At 61.1% G+C, this 21,810-nt stretch carries 21 protein-coding genes and 3 pseudogenes; 20 read left to right on the forward strand and 4 right to left on the reverse strand.

Going from position 1 to position 21,810, the window contains the following annotated elements:
* Window positions 1–10: 10 nt before the first annotated feature.
* A complete protein-coding gene (locus tag QTA57_RS01655) occupies window positions 11–364 on the reverse strand; it encodes a YraN family protein (protein ID WP_290153288.1) in 354 nt (117 codons plus the stop codon).
* Entirely contained in the window at window positions 364–1,263 is a 900-nt protein-coding gene (rsmI, locus tag QTA57_RS01660) for a 16S rRNA (cytidine(1402)-2'-O)-methyltransferase (protein WP_290155004.1), read from the reverse strand. The genes QTA57_RS01655 and rsmI overlap by 1 nt, the downstream gene beginning before the upstream one ends.
* Window positions 1,264–1,350: 87 nt before the next feature.
* Here rsmI and QTA57_RS01665 point away from each other — a divergent pair, with 87 nt between their 5' ends.
* From QTA57_RS01665 to murJ, 3 genes and pseudogenes are all read left to right on the forward strand, one after another.
* Window positions 1,351–2,415: a penicillin-binding protein activator gene (locus QTA57_RS01665; protein ID WP_290153289.1), complete on the forward strand. Its 1,065-nt coding sequence runs from the start codon at window positions 1,351–1,353 to the stop codon at window positions 2,413–2,415.
* Window positions 2,416–2,502: 87 nt separating this feature from the next.
* Window positions 2,503–5,314 (forward strand): annotated as a pseudogene (locus QTA57_RS01670) ([protein-PII] uridylyltransferase).
* A gap of 5 nt (window positions 5,315–5,319) precedes the next feature.
* Window positions 5,320–6,914, forward strand: a pseudogene (gene murJ / locus QTA57_RS01675) (murein biosynthesis integral membrane protein MurJ).
* On the opposite strand, the gene QTA57_RS01680 reads toward murJ, so the two are convergent.
* Entirely contained in the window at window positions 6,911–7,594 is a 684-nt protein-coding gene (locus QTA57_RS01680) for a rhomboid family intramembrane serine protease (protein ID WP_290153290.1), read from the reverse strand. The pseudogene murJ and the gene QTA57_RS01680 sit on opposite strands and share 4 nt — an antisense overlap.
* A gap of 97 nt (window positions 7,595–7,691) precedes the next feature.
* Between QTA57_RS01680 and trpS the strand changes: the two genes are divergently transcribed.
* From trpS to QTA57_RS01700, 4 genes are all read left to right on the forward strand, one after another.
* The gene (gene trpS, locus QTA57_RS01685; protein WP_290153291.1) at window positions 7,692–8,714 is read left to right on the forward strand and encodes a tryptophan--tRNA ligase; all 1,023 of its coding nucleotides are present in this window, start codon (window positions 7,692–7,694) and stop codon (window positions 8,712–8,714) included.
* Between the two features lie 187 nt (window positions 8,715–8,901).
* Complete coding sequence (locus tag QTA57_RS01690) at window positions 8,902–9,399, forward strand: VOC family protein (protein ID WP_290153292.1); 498 nt, start codon at window positions 8,902–8,904, stop codon at window positions 9,397–9,399.
* A gap of 123 nt (window positions 9,400–9,522) precedes the next feature.
* Complete coding sequence (locus QTA57_RS01695) at window positions 9,523–9,663, forward strand: hypothetical protein (RefSeq protein WP_171557533.1); 141 nt, start codon at window positions 9,523–9,525, stop codon at window positions 9,661–9,663.
* 40 nt (window positions 9,664–9,703) lie between these two features.
* Window positions 9,704–10,570: a branched-chain amino acid aminotransferase gene (locus QTA57_RS01700; protein ID WP_290153293.1), complete on the forward strand. Its 867-nt coding sequence runs from the start codon at window positions 9,704–9,706 to the stop codon at window positions 10,568–10,570.
* Here the strand turns inward: QTA57_RS01700 and QTA57_RS01705 are convergent.
* Window positions 10,556–10,987: a YdeI/OmpD-associated family protein gene (locus tag QTA57_RS01705; RefSeq protein ID WP_290153294.1), complete on the reverse strand. Its 432-nt coding sequence runs from the start codon at window positions 10,985–10,987 to the stop codon at window positions 10,556–10,558. The genes QTA57_RS01700 and QTA57_RS01705 overlap by 15 nt on opposite strands.
* 115 nt (window positions 10,988–11,102) lie before the next feature.
* Between QTA57_RS01705 and QTA57_RS01710 the strand changes: the two genes are divergently transcribed.
* From QTA57_RS01710 to QTA57_RS01770, 13 genes and pseudogenes are all read left to right on the forward strand, one after another.
* Window positions 11,103–11,558: a universal stress protein gene (locus QTA57_RS01710; protein ID WP_145211972.1), complete on the forward strand. Its 456-nt coding sequence runs from the start codon at window positions 11,103–11,105 to the stop codon at window positions 11,556–11,558.
* 135 nt (window positions 11,559–11,693) lie between these two features.
* On the forward strand, window positions 11,694–12,257 hold the full coding sequence (locus QTA57_RS01715) for a NifU family protein (RefSeq protein ID WP_290153295.1): 564 nt from the start codon (window positions 11,694–11,696) through the stop codon (window positions 12,255–12,257).
* A 10-nt stretch (window positions 12,258–12,267) separates the two neighbouring features.
* Window positions 12,268–12,936, forward strand: coding sequence for a tRNA (adenosine(37)-N6)-threonylcarbamoyltransferase complex dimerization subunit type 1 TsaB (gene tsaB, locus QTA57_RS01720; RefSeq protein ID WP_330696813.1), 669 nt, complete (start codon window positions 12,268–12,270; stop codon window positions 12,934–12,936).
* Window positions 12,933–13,349 carry a ribosomal protein S18-alanine N-acetyltransferase gene (gene rimI, locus QTA57_RS01725; RefSeq protein ID WP_290153296.1) on the forward strand — a complete coding sequence of 139 codons (417 nt, stop codon included), beginning with the start codon at window positions 12,933–12,935 and terminating at the stop codon, window positions 13,347–13,349. Before tsaB ends, rimI begins: the two co-directional genes overlap by 4 nt.
* A gap of 180 nt (window positions 13,350–13,529) precedes the next feature.
* The gene (locus QTA57_RS01730) at window positions 13,530–14,528 is read left to right on the forward strand and encodes a BMP family lipoprotein (RefSeq protein WP_145211984.1); all 999 of its coding nucleotides are present in this window, start codon (window positions 13,530–13,532) and stop codon (window positions 14,526–14,528) included.
* A gap of 144 nt (window positions 14,529–14,672) precedes the next feature.
* Window positions 14,673–16,213, forward strand: a pseudogene (locus QTA57_RS01735) (ABC transporter ATP-binding protein).
* The gene (locus tag QTA57_RS01740; protein ID WP_145211990.1) at window positions 16,213–17,325 is read left to right on the forward strand and encodes an ABC transporter permease; all 1,113 of its coding nucleotides are present in this window, start codon (window positions 16,213–16,215) and stop codon (window positions 17,323–17,325) included. Before QTA57_RS01735 ends, QTA57_RS01740 begins: the two are co-directional and overlap by 1 nt.
* Window positions 17,326–17,330: 5 nt before the next feature.
* Window positions 17,331–17,957 carry a LysE family translocator gene (locus QTA57_RS01745; RefSeq protein WP_290153297.1) on the forward strand — a complete coding sequence of 209 codons (627 nt, stop codon included), beginning with the start codon at window positions 17,331–17,333 and terminating at the stop codon, window positions 17,955–17,957.
* Window positions 17,958–18,048: 91 nt separating this feature from the next.
* Window positions 18,049–18,588, forward strand: a complete 540-nt coding sequence (locus QTA57_RS01750) for a LysE family translocator (protein ID WP_290153298.1) — start codon at window positions 18,049–18,051, stop codon at window positions 18,586–18,588.
* A 3-nt stretch (window positions 18,589–18,591) separates the two neighbouring features.
* Window positions 18,592–19,557 (forward strand): ABC transporter permease, encoded by a 966-nt coding sequence (locus QTA57_RS01755; RefSeq protein ID WP_290153299.1) that lies wholly within the window; start codon window positions 18,592–18,594, stop codon window positions 19,555–19,557.
* Window positions 19,558–19,717: 160 nt separating this feature from the next.
* Window positions 19,718–20,641, forward strand: a complete 924-nt coding sequence (locus QTA57_RS01760; RefSeq protein WP_290153300.1) for a sulfite exporter TauE/SafE family protein — start codon at window positions 19,718–19,720, stop codon at window positions 20,639–20,641.
* Complete coding sequence (locus QTA57_RS01765) at window positions 20,641–21,396, forward strand: TIGR02186 family protein (RefSeq protein WP_290155008.1); 756 nt, start codon at window positions 20,641–20,643, stop codon at window positions 21,394–21,396. The genes QTA57_RS01760 and QTA57_RS01765 overlap by 1 nt, the downstream gene beginning before the upstream one ends.
* Before the next feature lie 3 nt (window positions 21,397–21,399).
* Entirely contained in the window at window positions 21,400–21,810 is a 411-nt protein-coding gene (locus QTA57_RS01770; protein WP_456237562.1) for a GFA family protein, read from the forward strand.

The following is a 21,810-nucleotide window of genomic DNA, read 5'->3' on the forward strand; positions in this document are numbered from 1 at the left end:
AAGGGCGTGATTAGGCAGAGAGGGCGTTTTCGATGATCTCTATACCACCGTGGGTATCGACAAGCGCGACGTCAAACCGGGCGTCTGAATTCTGGCCACGAGGCATGTGGCCAAGAAAATCCGATGCGCTGGTGTAAATCCGCTGCATTTGACGCCGGGACAGGCGTTCCGCCGCCCGTGCAAAGCTCCGGCTTTTTTTGACCTCAACAAAAACGATCTCACCGTCTTTCTCGGTCACCAAATCCAACTCGCCGGCTTGGCCGCGCCAGCGGCGAGACAGGATCACATGACCATCGCGCGCATAGCGCGCCGCGACCTGGTCTTCGGCAACCTTTCCGGCGAGGTAATTGACTTGGCCGGTCATCACCGCTCCCCCAATTTCAGGGCCAGTTGATAAATCTCGCGGCGCGGCATTCCGAATCTGTCCGCAACCTCGGTTGCGGCGTCTTTCACCCGGCTTGTTTTCAAAGCCTCTGTCAAAGCGGCCTCCACATCTTCTGTCGCGGCTTGGCGTGGTTTCCCTCGCCCAATCACCACCACGATTTCGCCTTTCAGGCTCCGGTCCTTGATCTGCTTGGCCACATCCACGACCGATCCGCGGATCACCTCTTCGAAGCGTTTTGTCAGCTCGCGACACAGCGCCATCTCGCGATCCGCCCCGACAGTCTCCGCCAAATTATCTAACAACCGATGAATACGTTTGGGGCTTTCATAGAGCAAAAGAGTCGCGTCAATATCGCGCAGTCCCTCAAGCCAGCGCTTTTGCGCGCCGGACGCATTCGGGGGAAACCCGGCAAAGAGGAAGCGGTCACTGGGCAATCCCGACACATTGAGCGCCGCCAAAGCGGCGGAGGCCCCCGGTGCCGCAAAGACTGCCGCGCCGGCTTCGATCGCCGCCCGCCCCAGTTGATAGCCCGGATCCGCCACAAGCGGCGTACCAGCCTCCGATACATAGGCCAGGGATTTCCCTTCCGCTAAAGCGGCCAGAAGCCGGGGCCGTTGTGCCGGGCCGTTATGGTCGTGATAGGCGATCAGCGGACGTTCGCCCAATGGCACGCCATGCAGTTCCATCAGCTTCCGCGCCGTTCGGGTGTCTTCAGCGGCGATCACATCAGCGCTGAGAAGAATATCCAGCGCCCGCAAGGTGATATCCCGCGCCGCGCCAATTGGCGTGGCCACAAAATAGACCCCCGGCGCGAGCCGCACATGGCGGGCCGGAGTGGCACCGGGGCCGAGCTCAGCGGGAAAATCACTCATGGTCAGGCGCTCCGGCGGCGTTTACTTGGGGGGATGAACCCACTAGGCTCACGCACATTGATGACAGGTGCCCTCAGGGAGACAAGGACCCTCATGATCTCTGCTTTGCGACATTTCCGCAAGCCGTTCCGGCTGCTTTCTTTTCTTGGACTTACCGCTCTTTTGGCCGCCTGCCAGGTGGGCGTTCCGGGCTCCGGTCCGACGGGGCCGCGCGTGTCGGGGCAAACCATCAATGTGGCGATGCTTCTGCCGTACGGCTCCGCCAGCGCGGGCGATGATCTGGTCGCGCGCAGCCTGGAAAACGCCGCGCGGTTGGCGCTGACCGATGTGCCGGATATCCAGGTCAATCTGACGGTCTACAACACGGCCGCAAACGCATCTCAAGCGGCGGCTGTGGCGCAGCAGGCTGTGAGCGAAGGCGCCGATGTGATCCTTGGCCCGCTCCGCTCGGACGCGGCGGCTGCCGTGGGCGTCGCCGTGGCGCGCTCCAATATCAATGTCTTGAGCTTCTCGAACAACACCGAGATCGCGGGCGGCAATGTCTTCGTGCTCGGCCATACGTTCCAGAACACCGCGACGCGAATGATGAGCTATTCCGCCGCGCAGGGGCGCAATCGAGTGCTAATCCTGCATGCCCGCAATTTGGCCGGTGAAGTTGCACGCGAAGCTGTGGAACGCGCAGCGGTCGCGAATGGAGCCACCATCACGGGCCGGGTGAGCTATGAGTTCTCACAAAACGGCGTTGTGGCCGCGTTGCCCACGGTGATGAGCACTGTGCGCTCGACTGACACCAATGCGTTGATGATGACGGGAGACGCCGCTGGCGCCCTGCCGCTCTTTGCGCAACTTCTGCCGGAAAACGGGCTGGATACCGAGGCGACCCGGGTCATGGGCCTGTCGCGATGGGATGTACCACCGCAAACGCTGGAACTGTCTGGGTTGCAGGAGGGGTGGTTCGCCCTGCCCGACCCGTCCGCAGCCGCGCAGTTCAACGCGCGCTATGAGGCGGCCAATGGCACCCCCGCCCATATCTTGGCCGCGATCGGCTATGACGCGATGCGCGCCGTGGCCGAGACAGCCGCAACCCAAGGGCGGCTTGGTGTCGCTGAGTTGACCGCCTCCTCTGGCTTTGCCGGGGGAACGGAGTATTCCGCCTGAGAGCCGATGGCACGAACGAGCGTGCGATGGCCGTCGTGCAAGTGCAAAACAACCAGGTGGCCGTGATTGACCCTGCCCCAAGACGCCTTGGCCCCGCGGGCTTCTGACCCCGCGCCAACGCCCTCCGAGACCGACCCGGGCGCCGCGCTGATCTGCGCGGCGTCTGAGATTTTCGACCAGCCCGCGATCCGGGCGGAGATCGAGGCCGCAATCGCCGATTGCGCCGCGACGGGCGGCGTCAGGAGCGCCGTTGTTGCCGTCTTGGCAAAGGCGCAGAAAGCGGGCCGGGCCCGCATCGCCGAGGCTTTTGCGGAAGACCCCACGGCGGCGCGGCGGGTGCTGCGCGCCTATGCCTATCTAACCGATGGTATTCTGAAAGAAGTGCTGCACGTGGCCACCGCGCGCCTCCACCCAACACCAACGCCGACCGATGCCGAACGCGTCGCCGTAATGGCCGTGGGCGGATATGGCCGGGGCGAGATGGCGCCTTATTCAGATGTGGATTTGCTGTTCGTCACCCCCTGGAAGATGACCGGCAAGATCGAAAGCATCATCGAGTCCACGCTCTATATGCTTTGGGATCTGCGGCTGAAGGTCGGCCATGCCAGCCGGACCATCAAGGAATGCCTCAGGCTCGGTAAAGAGGATTTCACGATCCGCACGACCTTCCTGGAAATGCGCCATCTGGCGGGCGATGCGGCGCTGGCTTCCGAATTGCAAGACACGCTGCGCGACCAGCTTTTTGCCGGAACCAGCTCGGAATTCATCGAGGCGAAGCTTGATGAACGTGCCACGCGGCACCGCAAACAGGGCGGGCAGCGTTATATGCTGGAGCCCAATGTCAAAGAGGGCAAAGGCGGGTTGCGCGATCTGCAGACGCTCTATTGGATCACCAAATATCTCTACGGGATTGATGACGTCGCCGCGCTGGTCGATCGTGGCTTGTTCACACAAGACGAGTTCGACGCGTTTTGATGCCGCGGAGCGCTTTCTGTGGTCAATCCGCTGCCATCTGCATCTGATCGCCAATCGGGCGCAGGATCAGTTGACCTTCGACATGCAGGTCCAAGTGGCCGAGCGCATGGGCTATACCGATAGCGAAGACCGCCGGGCCGTCGAACATTTCATGCAGGCCTATTTCCGGCATGCGACCAAAGTGGGCGAGCTGACGCGAATTTTCCTGACAGCACTTGAGGCCAGCCATGTCAAGCAGGAACCGGGGCTTTGGGGCTTCCTGCGCGGGCGCAAACGCACGCGGCGGCGGAAGCTCAAGCCCGGGTATGAGGTGAAGCAGAACAGGCTGACCGTGGCGAATGAGGCGGATTTCTTTGCCGATAAGGTGAATATCCTGCGGCTCTTCGAGGAGGGGTTGCGCACAGGCTATCTGCTGCACCCCGACGCGATGCGGATGGTCACCGCGCATCTCGACCTGATCGATGATCAGTTGCGCCGCGACTCCGAAGCGAACCGGATTTTCCTTGATCTGCTGCTGAAACACGGCAACCCGGAACGGGCGCTCAGGCGGATGAACGAGCTGGGAGTCTTGGGCGCGTTTATCCCAGAATTCGCAGAGATCGTCGCGATGATGCAGTTCAATATGTATCACAGCTACACGGTCGATGAGCACACGATCCAAGTCATCTCGACACTGGCGCAGATCGAGCGCGGCGAGTTGATCGAAGAGCTTCCGGTCGCCTCGGGTATCCTAGAGCGCGGTGTGAACCGGAAGGTGCTTTATGTCGCCTGCCTGCTGCATGACATCGGCAAGGGGCGCAAGGAAGATCACTCGATCTTGGGCGCACGTTTGGCCCGCGCGATCTGCCCCCGTTTGGGGCTGAAACCGGCGGAATGCGAGACGGTGGAATGGCTGGTGCGCTATCACCTCTTGATGTCGGACATGGCGCAGAAACGCGATATCTCCGACCCGCGCACGGTGCGCGATTTCGCCAAAGCGGTGAAGACGGTCGAACGGTTGGAACTGATGACTGTCCTGACCGTCTGCGACATTCGCGGGGTTGGGCCGAACACCTGGAACAACTGGAAGGCCACCTTGCTGCGCGGGCTGCATCGGGCAACGGCGGATGCGCTGAAAACCGGGCTGGAAGACCTCAACCGCGACAAGCTGGAAGGCGAAGCGAAGCGCGCCCTCCGCGAGGCGTTGGCAGACTGGGCAAAGCCCGAGTTGAAGGCGGAGATCGCGCGGCATTATGGCCCCTATTGGCAGGGGTTGGACCTCGCCAGCCAAGTCACCTTCGCCGAGATGCTGCGCGATTTGGGTGAGGACGAAATCCGCATCGACACCCGCCGCGATTTGGACCGGGACGCGACCCGGGTCTGCTTCGCCCTGGCCGACCATCCGGGCATTTTCAACCGGTTGGCGGGCGCATTGAGCTTGGTCGGCGCGAATGTGGTCGACGCGCGCACCTACACCTCGAAAGACGGGTTTGCGACGGCGGTGTTCTGGGTCCAGGACAGCGAAGGCAACCCCTATGAGGAGTCCCGCCTGCCACGCCTGAAAGGCATGATCGACAAGACGCTGAAAGGCGAAGTGGTGGCCAGCCAGGCCTTGAAAGGTCGCGAAAAAATCAAGAAGCGCGAACGGCCCTTTGATGTGCCGACCACGATCACCTTCGACAATGAAGGCTCGGAGATTTACACGATCATCGAGGTGGACACACGCGACCGCCCCGGCCTGCTTTATGATCTGACGAAGACATTGGCCGCGAACAATATCTACATCGCCAGCGCGGTGATCGCGACCTATGGCGCGCAGGTGGTGGATACCTTCTATGTGAAGGATATGTTCGGCCTGAAATTCTATGCCAAATCCAAGCAAGACGGGCTGGAACGCAAGCTGCGCGATGCGATTGCGCGCGTGGCCGAACGGGCCGGAGCCTGACGGGTATGGCCGCGGCACGCCCAATCCGCTTGGTGACCGGGTTTCTGACCGTCGGCGTCTGGACCCTGCTCAGCCGCATCTTTGGCTTCCTGCGCGACATTCTGATTGCTGGGACGTTGGGCGCTGGACCAGTGGCGGAGGCGTTTTTGGTGGCGTTCAGCCTGCCGAATATGTTCCGCCGCTTCTTCGCCGAGGGCGCGTTTAACACCGCTTTCGTGCCGCTTTTCTCGAAGAAGCTCGAAGGGGGCGAGGACGCCGTGGGCTTCGCGCGGGATGCCTTTGCGGGGCTTGCGACCGTGCTGATCGCTTTTACGCTTCTGGCGCAGCTTGCGATGCCCTGGCTGGTCTTGGCGATGGCAAGCGGCTTTGCAGGCGATGCGCGGTTTGATCTGGCGGTCATCTTTGGGCGGATCGCCTTTGGCTATATCCTGTTCATCTCGCTGGCGGCGCTTTTATCTGGCGTATTGAACGCCTCGGGCCGCTTCGCCGCCGCCGCCGCGGCGCCTGTTTTGCTCAACATGGTTCTGATCGGCGCGCTTGTGTTGGCGCAATCCGGGGTTTTGGAAGATGTCGTTGGCGTCTCGGGATTTGAGGCTTTGGACGGTGTGCATACCGGCGCGATGTTGGTTTGGGGGTGCTGGTTGCGGGTGTGATCCAGGTGGCGCTGGTCTGGGTCGCCGCCGCACGGGCCGGGTTTCGGATGCGGTTGCAGATGCCAGTTCTGTCGCCCGATCTAAAGCGGTTGGCGATCATTGCCGCGCCCGCGATGTTGGCGGGCGGCGTGGTGCAGATCAACCTTTTGGTGGGCCGTCAGGTCGCCAGTTTCTTTGAGGGCGCAATTGTGTGGCTGAGCCTTGCGGATCGGCTCTATCAACTGCCCCTTGGCGTGGTTGGGATCGCAATTGGGATCGTGCTTCTGCCCGATCTGTCCCGACGCCTTCGGGCGGAAGATGGTGCAGGCGGGCGCGAGGCGCTTAGCCGAGCGGCGGAGCTGTCCATGGCGTTGACGATCCCGTCCGCGGTGGCGCTGATGGTGATCCCGATCCCGCTGGTCTCGGTCTTGTTCGGGCGGGGCGCCTTTGGGCCGGATGATGTGGCGGCCACGGCGCTGGCTTTGACGGTCTATGGGTTGGGCCTGCCAGCTTTTGTGCTGCAAAAGGTGCTGCAGCCGCTTTATTTCGCCCGCGAGGACACCCGGTCGCCGTTCCGCTTTGCCGTCGTCGCAATGGTGGTGAATGCGGTCGTGGCTGTGGGCTTGGCCTTTGCCATCGGCTTTCTGGGCGCGGCGATTGGCACAACCGTGGCCGCTTGGGTGATGGTCTGGTTGCTGATACGCGGCACAAGACCGATGGGCGAGGTCGCGCGCTTCGATGCGCGCTATCGCCGCCGGGTCTGGCGGATCGTGGCGGCCTCGGCGCTGATGGGGGCCGTGTTGATGGGGCTGGAACTGTTGCTTGGGCCTCTGCTGGGCACAAGCGGGTGGCGCTATGCGGCGCTGGCCGTGATGGTTGTCCTTGGGATGCTCAGCTATTTCCTCTTCGGGCGGATGCTGAACGCCTTCCACATCTCGGAATTGCGCAGCGCGCTCCGGCGGACTTAACGCTGCCGGAGCTTGGCCAGCACCCGGTGCCAGCCGCCGGGACTGACCAGAAATGAAAGTATGAAACCAGTGGCGAAGCCGGAGAGATTGGCCACCACATTGCCAAAATCCCCGTCAATCACGCCGAAGATCAATTGGATCATCAAGAGCACGCCGATGAGCACGAAGGCGCGGTATTGGTTCGCCCCATGGGCCGTCAGATTGACCCAAAGCAGGAAGGTGAAAGCGCCTATCAAACCATAAACGCCCGGGTAGCCGCCGATCAGCGGATAGGGGCTATCAAGCAGGAGCGTAAAGCCAAGCGCGCCCGCAATCGCCGAGAGCATGAAGACGGCGAGGAAGGCCAGCGGAGAGAACACCTCCGCCACCATCTTGCCGATGGCCAGAACGAAAACCACGACAAAAAGCGCATGGACAAGGCCGCCATGGATCAGCGGATAGGTGACAAAGCGCAAGAGATGTTCGCCCGGATAGGTGTTGTTGGCCAGCATCCAGTCGACGACCTCGTTCAAGACGCCATAGTCGCCAATCGCCGCCAAGCGCCAGCCGACACCGCCCTGCCCACCCAAGAACCCGGCGGTCGCGGCCTGAAACAGCAACTCAAGCCCGATGATCACCACCGCCAGCGCGATCACCACCGGCGGCAGGGCGTTGAACGGGGAAGCGTTCGGGTCTGACATGGTTTGTCCCTTGGTTGACGGCCCGTGGCGTCATGGGTAAGCGAGGCCGGAGCCGAAAGCCAGAGGGCAGTTGGCACAGCGACAAGGCAGGCAAGAGATGTCCACATCATCTTTCACACCGCGGGTCTTCTCCGGCATCAAACCGTCGGGCGACCTGCATCTGGGCAATTACCTGGGTGCAATCAAGCATTTCGTCGAGATGCAGGAGGCAGGCAGCCACGAGACCGTCTATTGCATGGTGGACCTGCATGCGATCACCGTCTGGCAAGACCCCGCCGATCTCCAGCGGAGTACGCGTGAGCTTTGTGCCGGGTTCATCGCCAGTGGCGTCGATCCTGAAAAGAGCATCCTGATCAATCAGAGCCAAGTGCCGGAACACGCGCAGTTGGCTTGGGTGTTCAACTGTGTCGCGCGGATGGGCTGGATGGGTCGGATGACCCAGTGGAAGGACAAAGCGGGTAAAAACGCCGAAGCCGCGTCGCTCGGGCTCTTTGCATATCCAGCCCTGATGGCCGCCGATATTCTCGTGTATCACGCAACGCATGTGCCGGTGGGCGAGGACCAGAAACAGCACCTAGAACTGACCCGCGACATCGCGACGAAGTTCAACCATGATTTCGGCGTCGATTTCTTCCCGATCACCGAGCCGGTGATCGAAGGCGCGGCCACGCGGGTGATGAGCCTCCGCGATGGGTCGAAGAAGATGTCGAAATCGGCTGGCGCCGACGCGTCCTGTATCTACATGACCGATGATGCCGACGCGATTGCCAAGAAGATCCGCAAAGCGAAGACGGACCCCGATCCACTGCCCGACAATATGGATGGGTTGGCTGAGCGGGCAGAGGCGCGGAACCTGGTGAATATCTATGCCGCCTTGGCCGAGATTGAGCCGCAAGCCGTTCTCGATATGCATGCCGGATCGCTCTTTGGGCATTTCAAAGCCGCCTTGGCCGATGTGGCGGTGGCGAAGCTTTCCCCGATTGCGCGCGAGATGGCGCGCCTGATGGATGATCCCGCCGAGATCGACCGGATTCTCGGGCGTGGCGCGGAGCGCGCACGCGAGATCACGGTGCCGATTTTGGAGCAGACCTATGACATCGTGGGCATGATCCGAAGCTGATCTGCGACGATCTTGCCGAGCCTGCGCCGTTTGACGCGGTGCGGCTTGCACGACGTCATCAAGTGTCTAGGCGGGTCGGCGGCAAGACCACGGCACAACTTTGCACAAAGATGCACGGATGCTCTGCATCTCTGTTGGTTTTATGACCCAGACCGGAGAGTTACGTTGGCGGGAAGGAGGACATATCATGCCCTATACCGCGCCAGCCGGGACCCGCATCGGCCACATACATCTGAAAGTTGCCGATCTGGACCGGGCCATCGGGTTTTACCAAGATGTGTTGGGGTTTGAACTGCAGCAGCGCTACGGCGATCAGGCAGCCTTTCTTTCGGCAGGCGGGTATCATCACCATATCGGGTTGAATACTTGGTCCAGCAAAGGCGGCAGCCCCGCCCCTGATGGGCATACCGGCCTCTTTCACGCGGCCTTTCTCTATCCCGATCGCCCAGCATTGGCGCAGGCGGTGGCGCAGGTACGCGCAGCCGGGGTGCCCATCGAAGGGGCGGCGGATCACGGGGTGAGCGAAGCGGTGTATCTCTCTGATCCCGATGGTAATGGGATCGAACTCTATCGGGATCGCGCGCCGGAAGATTGGCCGCGCGGCCCTGACGGCGCTCTCGAGATGGTCAACACGCGCTTGGACCTTCAGGCGCTTCTGGCGGAAGCGACCTTCGAAGACAACTAAATGGCTGAGGGGTGTCTGTTCACCTCTGCACAAAACTTTTACACTATTCGGCTAGACTTTCAGCATCGCACACTTATATGCGTCTGCTCTGACCGCGACTTCAAACCCTGAGGGAGCATTTTCATGACATATCTGACAAAGAACACACCGGTACAGCCGGTTGCGGAAACACCAGTCAAACCGACACCCAAACCACGCCCGGTCGGGCCCAAGAAAGGGTCCATGGATTATCAGCTTGGGTTTACGTCTGGACCTCTGACCTAACTTCCCCCATGCTCCCCTCCGACAGGCGAAGGAGGGGCGCATGGCAACCGGCAGCAATATCAAAACCTATTTCGATGGCGCTTGGCATGATGGGGATGTTCCGATTATGCGCGCCGCCGATCATGGATCCTGGCTGGGCACCACCGTGTTTGATGGCGCGCGCCATGTGGATGGGCTCGCCCCCGATCTCATGGCCCATTGTGAGCGGGTCAACCGCTCGGCAGCTGCTCTGATGATCACGCCGACGGTAAGCGCGGAAGAGATGGTCAAGATCACCTGGGAGGGGTTGAAACGCTACCCCAAAGGCACGCCGATCTACATTCGCCCGATGTATTGGGGGATCGATGGCGGGCATATGGGGATCGTTCCCAAGGACGGAGCCGCCGGCTTTGCCATCTGCCTGGAAGAAATTCCGATGGCCACGCCCGATGCCGCGTCACGCCTGACGACGACCCAATTTCACCGGCCTGTTTTGGCCGATAACGTCACCAATGCAAAGGCTGGCTGCCTCTATCCCAACAACGCCCGAATGTTGGGCGAAGCGATGTCGAAAGGCTATGACAACGCCTTGGTCGCCGATGTGATGGGCAATGTGGCCGAGACGGCGACCGCCAATATTTTCATGGTTCGGGATGGCGTGGTCTTCACGCCGATTGCCAATGGCACCTTCCTGAGCGGGATCACCCGCGCGCGGCATATCAAGAACCTACGCGCCGATGGCTATACCGTGCGTGAAGAGGTGTTGAGTTTTCAGAACTTCCGGGAGGCCGATGAGGTGTTTATGTCGGGCAATCTCAACAAGGTGACGCCCGTCACCGAGTTTGACGGCACCCATTACCAGATCGGCCCGGTCACCCGAAAGGCGCGTGAGCTTTATTGGGACTGGGCCCACTCAGCCGGCCAATAGATCCAAGATTTCCGCTACCCGTTTGGCCTTCGTTGCCGCGGCCTTGGCGCTTGTCACCCGATGGACATAGCCGCGGCGTTTACCCGGCGTCCAACTGTTCCAGATCTCGGCCAAATCGGGCGCGTCGTCTAACGCCTCGGCTAATTCGGGCGGCATATGCACTGCATCTTGGTCGGCGACGCCAAAATCGACCGTCACCTCGTCCCCAACCTCTTTGCCAAGCTTTTTCAGAAGTTTGCGCGGGGTCATCAGGTAGAAATAGCCGCCGCCGGGCATGAATGTGCCCTCGATCGGCACGCCATCCACCTCCCCCTCGACCCGCAGCCGCGGAAATCGATCAAAGGGCAGGTGCGGCTCAAGATCGACGGGCAGGACCACGACGGTGTAATACAGCTCTTTGCCCATGTGCTGTCGCATCACAGGCGCCTTGAACTGAAACGGGTAGAACGACATGTCGCAAGAGTAGCCGGTGTCAAAGCCGTTGCAAGGGGCGCCGCTTCACGCCATTCTGCCCCACCGGAGGGACTGACCCATGCGCAAGTTTCTAGTGGTGCTTGATGACACCCGCGAATGCCTGAACGCGATGCGGTTCGCCGCGATGCGGGCCGCCCATACCGGCGGCGGTGTGGAGATATTGTCGGTGATCCCACCCGATGAGTTCAACCACTGGATTGGCGTGGGCGAGATGATGCGCGCCGAGGCCCGCGAGCGGATCGAGGCGCATTTCAACGTCTTCGCCAAGTGGATGCGCGACCGGCAGGGCGTGGACCCGGAGTTGGTCATTCGGGAGGGCGAGCCGGAGACCGAGATTTTGGCGCAGGTGCGCGATGATCCCGAGATCGGCGTATTGGTCCTGGGGGCGGGCACCGGCAAAGGCGGGCCCGGGCCGCTTGTGACCGCGTTGACGAAAAGTGCGGGCACTTTGCCTGTCCCGATGACGATTGTGCCCGGTGAGATGTCAAAAGAGCAGTTGGAACAAATCACCTGACACAGTGTCACCGCCCTATCCCGGCGGCGACGCGGCGTCGTTTCTATTGGAAGCTTCCGATTTAGAATCATTCCAAAACTTGACTTCCCGCGCTGCGAGGCGCATATCTGACCAAACCGCTAAGGATATGCTGCGATGTTCATCCAAACCGAATCGACCCCAAACCCTGCGACGCTCAAATTCCTGCCCGGCCAGACCGTGTTGGAGATGGGAACAGCGGATTTCCCAAGCGCGGAGACGGCGGACAAATCGCCACTGGCCAGCCGGGTTTTCGCAGTGGAAGGCGTCACCGGCGTGTTCTTCGGCACCGATTTCGTGACGGTCACCAAGGCCGAGGCCGTGGAATGGGATCATGTGAAACCCGCTATCCTCGGCGCGATCATGGAGCATTTCCAATCTGGCGCACCGGTGATGGATGGCGAAGGTGGCGGCACCGGTGGCCATGCCGAGCATGATGGTGAAGACGCGGAGATTGTCGGCCAAATCAAAGAGTTGCTTGACACGCGCGTGCGCCCCGCCGTGGCGCAGGATGGCGGTGACATCACCTTCCATGGCTTTGACCGGGGTGTGGTGTATCTTCATATGCAAGGCGCTTGCGCCGGGTGCCCCTCTTCCACGCTGACTCTGAAAATGGGCATCGAGAACCTGCTGCGTCATTATATTCCTGAAGTGTTGGAGGTCCGCCCTGTCGCGGTCTGACCCAATTCTACTGGCGTTTGATACATCGGCCGCGCATTGCGCGGCCGCTCTCGTCTCGGGCGCGCAGATTTTGGCCACACGCCAGGAGGCGATGAAGAAGGGCCAGGCAGAGGCCCTGATGCCGCTGATCCAAGAGATGATGGCGGGCCAGGGCGTCGCGCCAAGTGATCTGACCGCAATTGGCGTCGGCATCGGCCCGGGTAACTTCACGGGGTTGCGCATTGCGGTTTCGGCCGCGCGTGGGTTGGCGCTTGGGCTTGGCATCCCCGCGATTGGCGTCTCTAGCTTTGAAATGATGCGTGAAATGGCTGGTGCCACCGACGCAAGCGCGGAGTTGGTCAGCCTGCCCGGGCCACGCAATACCGCTTATCTACAACTCTTCAGAGCGGGTGTGACCGATGGTGCGGCGACGCAAGCCGACCCAGAGGAATCGCTCGACCATCTTGATCTGCCAGATGGCGTCCGTGTTCTCGGTCACGATGCAGCGGGGATTGCCGAGCAACTTGGCAACGGCGCTGTGGCGCACCCCGCCGAGCTGATCGACATCGCGGAACCGCTTGCCCGGATCGCCATGTCCAAATTCATCGCCGGCGGACCGCATCCGCGCCCTGCCCCGCTCTATGTTCGGCCCGCCGACGCCGCACCATCGCGGCATGCGGCCCCTGTGATCCTTGCATGACACCAAACCGACTCGCGCTGATCCACGCCGCCGCGTTCGACACGCAACGCCCTTGGACTGAAGCTGAATTTGAAGCGCTTCTGGCGTCGCCCTCGGCCCATCTCTTTCATCATGAGAGCGGCTTCCTGCTGCTCCGCCTTTTGCCGCCGGATGCGGAGATTCTGACCCTCGCAGTTGCACCAGAGGCGCGGCGGCAAGGCGTGGGGCGGCACCTCGTGACCGAGGCCATGCGTTTTGCGCAGGACGCAGAGGCCAGCAGAATGTTTCTTGAAGTCGCCGCCTCAAATGCCGCGGCCCGGTCGCTTTATGAGCGGACTGGGTTCGTCGAAACCGGGCAACGCCCAGATTATTACACTTTGCCAGATGGTGGCAAAGATCATGCCGTGATGATGGAGCAGGCAATCGGTGATTAAACCGGCATCATTCGCCACAGAGTTGACCTTGGGTCGCACCAACACACCCGGCCAAACACCAGAATCCGGTTGACCACCCCGCCCGGCTTTGCCCTTATTCCGTGCAGAGATCACGAGATCTTTTGCTCGCGGGCGCTGAGACCGATCGGTTCGCGCCCGCCATCAACTGGGAGATACTAGATGAGCTTGATGAAATCATTGCTTGGCGCAGCTGCGGCAACGGCGCTGACCGCGACGGCGGTTTTGGCCGATGGCCCAGCCCTGGTCTTTGACCTTGGCGGCAAGTTTGACCGCTCGTTCAACGAAGCCGCGTTTAATGGCGCACAGGTCTGGGCCGATGAGACCGGTGGCGAATATCGCGAAATCGAACTGCAGTCGGATGCACAGCGCGAGCAGGCGCTCCGCCGCTTGGCCGAAGCCGGGTCCAACCCGATTGTGATGGCTGGTTTTGCCTTTGGTTCGACCTTGGAAACCATTGCGCCCGACTATCCGGATACCACCTTCGTGATCATCGACAGCGTGGTGGATCAGCCCAATGTGCAGTCGATCATCTTCCAAGAGCATGAAGGCTCGTTCCTGGTCGGCATGCTGGCCGGGATGGCCTCGGAAAGCGGCACCGTGGGCTTTGTTGGCGGTATGGATATCCCGCTGATCTCGCGCTTTGGCTGCGGCTATGCCCAGGGCGTCGTGGCGGCGAACCCCGACGCGACCGTGATTGCGAACATGACCGGCACGACCCCTGCGGCCTGGAACGACCCGGTGCGTGGCGGTGAATTGACCCGTGGTCAGATCGCGCAAGGCGCCGATGTGGTTTATGCCGCTGCCGGTGGCACCGGTGTCGGCGTTCTGCAGACCGCCGCTGACGAAGGCATCCTGTCGATCGGCGTGGACTCGAACCAAAACGGCATCCACCCCGGTCAGGTTCTGACCTCGATGCTGAAGCGCGTTGATGTGGCCGTCTATAACGCCTTCACCGCTGGCACCGATATCGAGCCCGGTCTCGTGGTTCTGGGCCTGGCCGAAGATGGCGTCGGCTATGCGCTGGATGAGAACAATGCCGAGTTGATCACCGAAGAGATGATGGCCGCCGTGGACGCGGCACGTGAACAGATCATCGCGGGCGAGATTACGGTGCATAACTTCTCTGATGACGGCACCTGCCCGGTGGCAATGCAGTGATCACGAACACGGCGCAGGGCATAGACATCTGCCCCCGCGCCGTTTCATAAAGACAAGGAAGGGCCGCCCCGGTCTGCCGGTGAGCGGCCCTTTCCATAGACTTATTCGTGCGTCGCAGACCCGCACCCCGGCCAGGACCATCACATGACCCAGACCGCCCCCGCGATTGAGTTGAAAGGCATCTCAAAAGCCTTCGGCCCGGTGCAGGCCAACAAAGACATCTCCATCTCCGTCCAGCCCGGCACAATCCACGGGATTGTCGGCGAAAACGGCGCCGGGAAATCGACGCTCATGTCGATCCTCTATGGTTTCTACAAAGCCGATGCGGGCGAGATTTTTATCAATGGGCAGCTTACACCGATCCCCGACAGCCAGGCCGCCATTCGCGCCGGTATTGGGATGGTGCACCAGCATTTCAAACTGGTGGAGAATTTCACGGTTGTTGAGAATGTGATCCTCGGCGCCGAGGATGGCGCGATGTTGCAGCCCTCGATCTCCAAGGCGCGCAAGCTGCTGACCGAATTGGCCAGTGAATACGGGCTGGAGGTCGATCCGGACGCGATTGTCGAAGAATTGAGCGTCGGCCACCAGCAGCGGGTCGAGATCCTGAAGCAGCTTTATCGCCAAGCCGATATTTTGATCCTGGACGAGCCAACGGGCGTTTTGACGCCCGCCGAAGCCGCGCAATTGTTCCGTATTCTTGAGCGGCTGAAAGAAGAAGGCAAAACCATCATCCTGATCACCCACAAGCTGCGCGAGATCATGGATGCGACAGATACCGTAAGCGTGATGCGCCGGGGGCAAATGACGGCCACGGTGAAAACCGCCGAGACCTCGCCGCAAGAGCTGGCCGAGTTGATGGTCGGCCGCAAGGTCTTGCTCCGCGTGGATAAACAACCTGCCAATCTGGGCGCGACGGTGCTGAGAGTCGAAGACCTGCGGGTCAAGGATGGCAAAGGCGTCGAGCGGCTGAAAGGTGTTTCGTTTGAAATACGCGGCGGGGAGATTCTGGGCATCGCGGGCGTGGCCGGCAATGGTCAGACCGAGCTTTTGGAAGTGTTGGGCGGTATGATCCCGGCCCAGGCGGGCACTGTCGTGTTGAACAATGACGAGATTGACCTGACCGGCAAGCACTCCGACGGGCAATCACGCCGCAAACGCGGCATTGCGCATGTGCCCGAAGATCGCCAGCAAGAAGGGCTGATCATGCCCTTTGAAGCTTGGGAAAACATGGCCTTCGGCTATCACCATGACGAAAAGTACCAGCGCAATCGGGTGCTGATGAACAACGCGGCGATCCGGGCGGATACGGCTGCGAAGATGGAGCAATATGACGTACGCCCCCAAATCCGCGCCTGCCCGCGCGGAATTTCTCGGGCGGCAACCAGCAGAAGATCGTTGTGGCCCGCGAGATGGAACGCAGCCCCGATTTGCTGCTGATCGGGCAACCGACGCGCGGTGTCGATATCGGCGCGATCGAGTTCATTCACCAACAGATCATCGCGCTCCGCGATCAGGGGAAGGCGATTTTGCTGGTCAGCGTCGAGCTTGACGAGATCCTCGGCCTGAGTGACCGGATCGCCGTGATGTTTGACGGGCATTTCATGGGCGAGCGTTTGCCCGCCGAAACAGATGAAAAAGAACTCGGCCTGATGATGGCGGGCATGACCAAGGGGGCCGCGTAATGGAGAAGATGCCAAAATGGGCCGATGTGGTCCTGATCCCACTGATCAGCGTGATCTTGGCTTTGGTCGTCTCGGGCCTGGTCGTGCTCTATATCGGCGAGAGCCCGATTGAGGCGATGCAGATCATGATCCGTGGCGCGATGGGCTCGGCCTATGGCTGGGGCTACACGCTGTTTTATGCCACGAATTTCATCTTCACTGGCCTGGCTGTGGCCGTGGCGTTCCATGCGCGCATGTTCAACATCGGCGGTGAAGGTCAGGCCGCCCTTGGCGGGCTGGGCGTGGCGGTGATCTGCCTTACGGTGCCCTGGCCACATTGGTCCGTGGCGCTTGTTGCGGCCTGCACGGGCGCGGCGCTGTTCGGAGCAGCCTGGGCCGCGATCCCGGCCTATCTGCAAGCCAAACGCGGCAGCCATATCGTGATCACCACGATCATGTTCAACTTCATCGCCTCGGCTTTGCTGGTCTATCTCTTGGTCAATGTGTTCCGCGTGCCGGGCTCGATGGCGCCGGAAACCGCGCGATTTGCCGATGCGGTGCACCTGCCCAATGCGGCCGATATCGCGCCCTGGCTCGGTTTCCGATCGTCGACGCCCCTGAACATTGCTTTCCTGATCGCGGTTCTGGCCTGTTTCCTGGTCTGGGTGCTGATCTGGCGCACGCGGTTGGGCTATGAGATCCGTGCCTTCGGGCACTCCGAAACAGCCGCGGTTTATGCCGGGATCAACCCGGTGCGGATCATCATGATCTCGATGCTGATCTCGGGCGGATTGGCCGGGCTGATGGCGATCAACGCGGTGATGGGGGAGGCCGAACGGCTGGTCATCGATAATGTGCAAGGCGCAGGCTTCGTCGGGATCGCGGTGGCGCTGATGGGGCGCTCGCATCCGGTGGGCGTGTTCCTCGCCGCAATCCTCTTTGGCGTGCTTTACCAAGGCGGTGCAGAATTGGAATTTGAGATGCCCGCCGTCAGCCGCGAGATGATCGTGGTGATCCAGGCTCTTGTGATCCTGTTCACCGGGGCGCTCGACAATATGGTGCGCATGCCGATGGAGAAACTGTTCCTGAGCTTCCGCCGCGCCGAGCGCGGTCAAGAAACCCCGGCGGAGTGAGCGGCATGATTGCGGAGCATCTTCCCAACCTGTTTTTCGCCCTCGGGATTTTCTCACTCGGGTTCGTGGCCATTGGCCCCAATATCCTGGCCGTCATGGGCACCTCAATGGCGCGAGGGCGTAGCCAAGGCGCCGCGCTGGCCTTGGGCGTCGGGCTCGGCTCTGGGATTTGGGCGAGTTTGACCGTTGCCGGACTGGCCACATTGATGACCGCTTATGCGGGCGCAATGATCGTGCTGAAAATCTTCGGTGTCGCCTATCTTTTGTGGCTCGCGTTCAAAGCGTTCCGCTCCGCTGCCAAGCCGGACCCTGCCGCGCTTGAAGCCGGGGCCGCAGATGGCCACAACATGGTTCTTCGCGGGTTAACCATTCAGATGACCAACCCCAAAGCCGCCCTGCAATGGATTGCGATTGTGGCCATTGGCCTCGGGCCGAATGCCCCCTGGCAAATCGGGTTGATGCTGGTGGCCAGTGCCATGATCCTGTCGATCCTGGTGCATCTGGCTTATGCCGTCACATTCTCGACCGGGCCGGTCATCGCCTTTTACACGCGAACGCGCCGTTGGATTGAGGGCACGCTCGGCGCGCTTTTCACCTTCGCCGCGTTCAAACTCGCCACAAGCCGGGTATAGAGCGATGTCGGAGCTTCTCATATATCTCCCCGGCCTTCTGGCCGCTTGGGCCATCCAGATCGCCTCTGCGTTAACACCTGGACCCATTGTGATGGCCATTCTTTCTTTCGGAGCGAACGGGGCCCGCAGGCAAGCCTTTCGCGTCGCCCTGGGCACGGCAAGTTCGGCCAGTTTGCTGGCTCTCGTCACGGCCTTTGGTTTGGCCTCCCTGGTCGCCACCTTCGGATGGGGTATGACCATCTTGCGCTGGATCGGCGTCTTGGTCCTGCTATGGCTGGCGTATCGCGCCTTCCGTAGGGCCGCGACAACCCCGTGCCAGACCGCAAGCGCAACACAAAGTGAGCGTCCCTTTGCAACAGGCTTCTTTCTAGGCGCGAGTTCGCCCAAGGCTCTTGCTTACTGGATGGCGATCGCGGCTGTGGCTTTCACGACACCGCCACCCTTGACGGTTATCATCTGTTTCTCTGTCGGAGCATTTCTCGTCTCGCTCACCATCCATTCGTTCTGGGCGCTGGCACTATCCGCGAACCCGGTTCAGATGGGGTACGCAAAGGCGCGCCGCTGGATTGAGGGCACGCTTGGCGTGTTCTTCACCTTCGCCGCCTTCAAATTCGCCACAAGCCGGAGCTGATCCATGGATTTCCTCACTGTTCTGCAAATCCTCGACTCCAGCGTCCGGCTGGCGACGCCGCTTTTGTTGGCCTGTCTCGCCGGGCTCTATTCTGAACGCGCCGGGATCTTCGATATAGGGCTTGAAGGTAAAATGCTGGCGGCAGCGTTTTTCTCTGCTGCCATCGCCTATACCTCGGGCAATGTCTGGATCGGCCTCTTGGCAGGGATCACGGCCTCAATGGTGCTGTCCGGCATCCACGGGCTGGCCTCGATCACCTTCCGCGGCAATCAGCTGATCTCCGGCGTGGCGATCAACTTCCTGGCCGCGGGCATGTCGGTGGTCATCGCGCAAACCTGGTTCCAGCAAGGCGGGCGCACCCCGGCCCTGCAAGGCGATGCCCGGTTTCAGAACATCACCCTGCCCTTCGCCGACGCGATGGCCGAAGTGCCAATCATCGGGCCGATCTATTCCGAGCTGATCTCGGGTCATTCGATCTTGGTCTATATCGCGTTGGCGATTGTGCCGCTGACCTGGTGGGTGCTGTTCCGGACCCGGTTCGGCCTGCGCCTCCGGGCCGTGGGTGAAAACCCGGCAGCGGTGGACACGGCCGGTGTGTCGGTCGTGCGCGCGCGTTATGCGGCGGTGATGATCTGCGGCGTGCTTTGCGGCATTGCGGGGGCTTATCTCGCCACCAGCCTGGCGGCGGGTTTCGTGAAAGACATGAGCGCAGGGCGCGGGTTTATCGCGCTGGCGGCGTTGATCTTCGCCAAATGGCGGCCCTGGTATGCGTTGATGGCGTGCCTTCTATTCGGTCTGTTCGACGCAGTCGGCAACCGGTTCCAGAACATCCAAGTGGGTGAGTTCGTGGTGCCGGTGCAGTTCATGCAGGCGCTGCCCTACATCCTCGTCGTGGTTGTTCTCGCCGGGCTGGTCGGCAAGGCAATCCCGCCACGGGCGGGCGGCGAGCCTTACGTCAAGGAACGCTGATCACGCTCACCGGCATGGCCGAAGAGACTGCGAATTATTGAGAATTCTAGTCTCACCAGCCTGTTCCGATCTGTCGCAGGTGGCGCAGCCTGCGACACTCTGGCCATAATGCCGCAGCCACGCTAAACGGAGCTATAGAGACGGAGGCTCCAGCCGACATATGCAAATCTACCTGCCCATCGCCGAGGTCAGCGTTAATGCCTTTCTTCTGTTGGGGTTAGGGGGCATGGTCGGCATCCTTTCGGGGATGTTTGGCGTCGGCGGCGGGTTTCTGATGACCCCGCTCTTGTTCTTTATCGGCATCCCACCTGCGGTGGCTGTGGCGACAGAAGCCAACCAGATCGTGGCCTCAAGCTTTTCCGGCGTATTGGCACATCTCAGACGAAAGACGGTGGACCTGAAAATGGGCACCGTTTTGCTGATTGGCGGTTTGGTCGGTGCCGCCGCCGGTGTTCAGGTCTTTGCGATTCTGACAGCCCTCGGCCAGGTCGATCTGTTGGTCCGACTTTGCTATGTGGTGTTTTTGGGCCTTATAGGCGGCCTGATGTTCTTCGAGAGCCTTCGCGCCATTCGTCGCGCCCGCGCCGCAGGCGGCGCGCCGACACCCAAACGTCGGCAGCGCGGCTGGATTGACGCCCTGCCCTTTAAGATGCGGTTCCGGACCTCGGGCCTCTATATCTCTGTGATCCCGCCATTGCTGGTCGGGCTTCTGGTCGGGATTTTGGCCGCGATCATGGGGGTCGGCGGCGGGTTTATCATGGTGCCCGCAATGATCTATTTGCTGGGCATGCCCACCAAGGTTGTTGTCGGAACCTCGCTGTTCCAGATCATCTTCGTCACCGGCTTTGCCACGCTTCTGCATGCCACAACCAATTTTACGGTCGACATGGTGCTGGCTGTTCTGCTTTTGGTCGGCGGTGTCGTGGGCGCGCAGATCGGCACACGGATCGGCGTGAAGATGAAAGCCGAACAGTTGCGTATCCTTCTTGCGATCATGGTGCTGGCGGTTTGCGGGCGGCTGGCCATGGATTTGCTCTTGGAGCCTGCTGAGCTTTATTCGCTTGGTGCAGGGGGCGGACATTGATACGTGCGCTCACCATACTGGCCTTTGCCACCCTTTTGCCGACGCAAGCGCTGGCCGAAGAGGTAGTGGCCGGACTCAGCCGGGATGAGATCGCCATCACGACGAATTTCGACGGCTCCGAGATTTTGATCTTCGGCGCGGTGCGGCGCGAAACGCCAATCCCTGACAGCGCGCCCTTGGAGGTGATCATCACCGTGGAGGGGCCGAGCCGCCCAATCACCGTGCGCCGGAAAGAGCGCCGCTTTGGCATCTGGGTCAATACCGACGCTGCGGATGTCGACGAGGCTCCGACCTTCTATGCCGTTTCCACCACGGCACCTTTCAACGAGGTGTTGACCGACACGAATGATCTGCGCCATCGCGTGTCTGTTCATCGGGCCGTGCGCGCCGTGGATGCGAATGTGTTCGATCAGGTGAATTTCACCCGCGCGTTGATCCGCATTCGGGAGGATGCAGGGCTTTATCAACTCAACGAAGGCGCCGTGACGCTGCGCGACTCGACGCTGTTTGACACAGCCGTGCGTCTGCCCGCCAATCTGGTCGAGGGCGACTATCGCACCCGGATCATTCTGACCCGCGACCGGGAGATCGTCACCGAGTTCGACACCACGATTGCAGTGCGTAAGGTCGGATTGGAGAGGTTTATCTACAATCTCGCCCATGAGCGGCCTTTGATTTACGGCATTCTTTCCCTGGTCATTGCGATTGCGGCGGGCTGGCTGGCCTCGACTGTCTTCCGTTACATCCGGACATAAGCGATGGCGTGGGCGGGCGGATGCCTTTGCGGTGCGGTCAGATATCGGTCCCAAACCGCGCCGACCTATGCCAGCTACTGCCACTGCACGATGTGCCAGAAAGCCTCCGGCGCGCCATTCACGGGATTTGTGGAGGTCGCCCCGGATGCGATGGATTGGGTCGGAGACGCACCTCAGATTTATCAGTCGTCACCGGGCGTCATCCGCCGGTTTTGTGGCACCTGCGGCAGCCAACTGAGTTTTGAAGCGGAAGGCGTGGTGTTCGTGACCCTTGGCAGTTTGGATACGCCGGATCAGGTCGCCGTACAGTGCCACACTTATGTTGCGTCCCGCCTGCCGGGGATCACACTGACCGATGGTCTGCCGGAGTTTCCGGGCCCGGCGGGCGGCAAGGGCGGCAAACCGCTTGGCTAA

Source organism: Fontisubflavum oceani (assembly GCF_030407165.1).
Lineage (GTDB): Bacteria > Pseudomonadota > Alphaproteobacteria > Rhodobacterales > Rhodobacteraceae > Rhodophyticola > Rhodophyticola oceani.

Bases quoted from the DNA above. Each gene is read 5' to 3' on its own strand.
- trpS (WP_290153291.1), top strand. From the start codon at position 7,692: ATGTCCACATCATCTTTCACACCGCGGGTCTTCTCCGGCATCAAACCG.
- QTA57_RS01680 (WP_290153290.1), bottom strand. From the start codon at position 7,594: ATGTCAGACCCGAACGCTTCCCCGTTCAACGCCCTGCCGCCGGTGGTG.
- QTA57_RS01705 (WP_290153294.1), bottom strand. From the start codon at position 10,987: ATGCGACAGCACATGGGCAAAGAGCTGTATTACACCGTCGTGGTCCTG.
- QTA57_RS01715 (WP_290153295.1), top strand. From the start codon at position 11,694: ATGTTCATCCAAACCGAATCGACCCCAAACCCTGCGACGCTCAAATTC.
- QTA57_RS01700 (WP_290153293.1), top strand. From the start codon at position 9,704: ATGGCAACCGGCAGCAATATCAAAACCTATTTCGATGGCGCTTGGCAT.
- QTA57_RS01710 (WP_145211972.1), top strand. From the start codon at position 11,103: ATGCGCAAGTTTCTAGTGGTGCTTGATGACACCCGCGAATGCCTGAAC.
- QTA57_RS01695 (WP_171557533.1), top strand. From the start codon at position 9,523: ATGACATATCTGACAAAGAACACACCGGTACAGCCGGTTGCGGAAACA.
- QTA57_RS01760 (WP_290153300.1), top strand. From the start codon at position 19,718: ATGCAAATCTACCTGCCCATCGCCGAGGTCAGCGTTAATGCCTTTCTT.
- QTA57_RS01745 (WP_290153297.1), top strand. From the start codon at position 17,331: ATGATTGCGGAGCATCTTCCCAACCTGTTTTTCGCCCTCGGGATTTTC.
- QTA57_RS01655 (WP_290153288.1), bottom strand. From the start codon at position 364: ATGACCGGCCAAGTCAATTACCTCGCCGGAAAGGTTGCCGAAGACCAG.
- QTA57_RS01770 (WP_456237562.1), top strand. From the start codon at position 21,400: ATGGCGTGGGCGGGCGGATGCCTTTGCGGTGCGGTCAGATATCGGTCC.
- QTA57_RS01730 (WP_145211984.1), top strand. From the start codon at position 13,530: ATGAGCTTGATGAAATCATTGCTTGGCGCAGCTGCGGCAACGGCGCTG.
- QTA57_RS01665 (WP_290153289.1), top strand. From the start codon at position 1,351: ATGATCTCTGCTTTGCGACATTTCCGCAAGCCGTTCCGGCTGCTTTCT.
- rimI (WP_290153296.1), top strand. From the start codon at position 12,933: ATGACACCAAACCGACTCGCGCTGATCCACGCCGCCGCGTTCGACACG.
- QTA57_RS01740 (WP_145211990.1), top strand. From the start codon at position 16,213: ATGGAGAAGATGCCAAAATGGGCCGATGTGGTCCTGATCCCACTGATC.
- QTA57_RS01755 (WP_290153299.1), top strand. From the start codon at position 18,592: ATGGATTTCCTCACTGTTCTGCAAATCCTCGACTCCAGCGTCCGGCTG.
- QTA57_RS01750 (WP_290153298.1), top strand. From the start codon at position 18,049: ATGGCCATTCTTTCTTTCGGAGCGAACGGGGCCCGCAGGCAAGCCTTT.
- QTA57_RS01690 (WP_290153292.1), top strand. From the start codon at position 8,902: ATGCCCTATACCGCGCCAGCCGGGACCCGCATCGGCCACATACATCTG.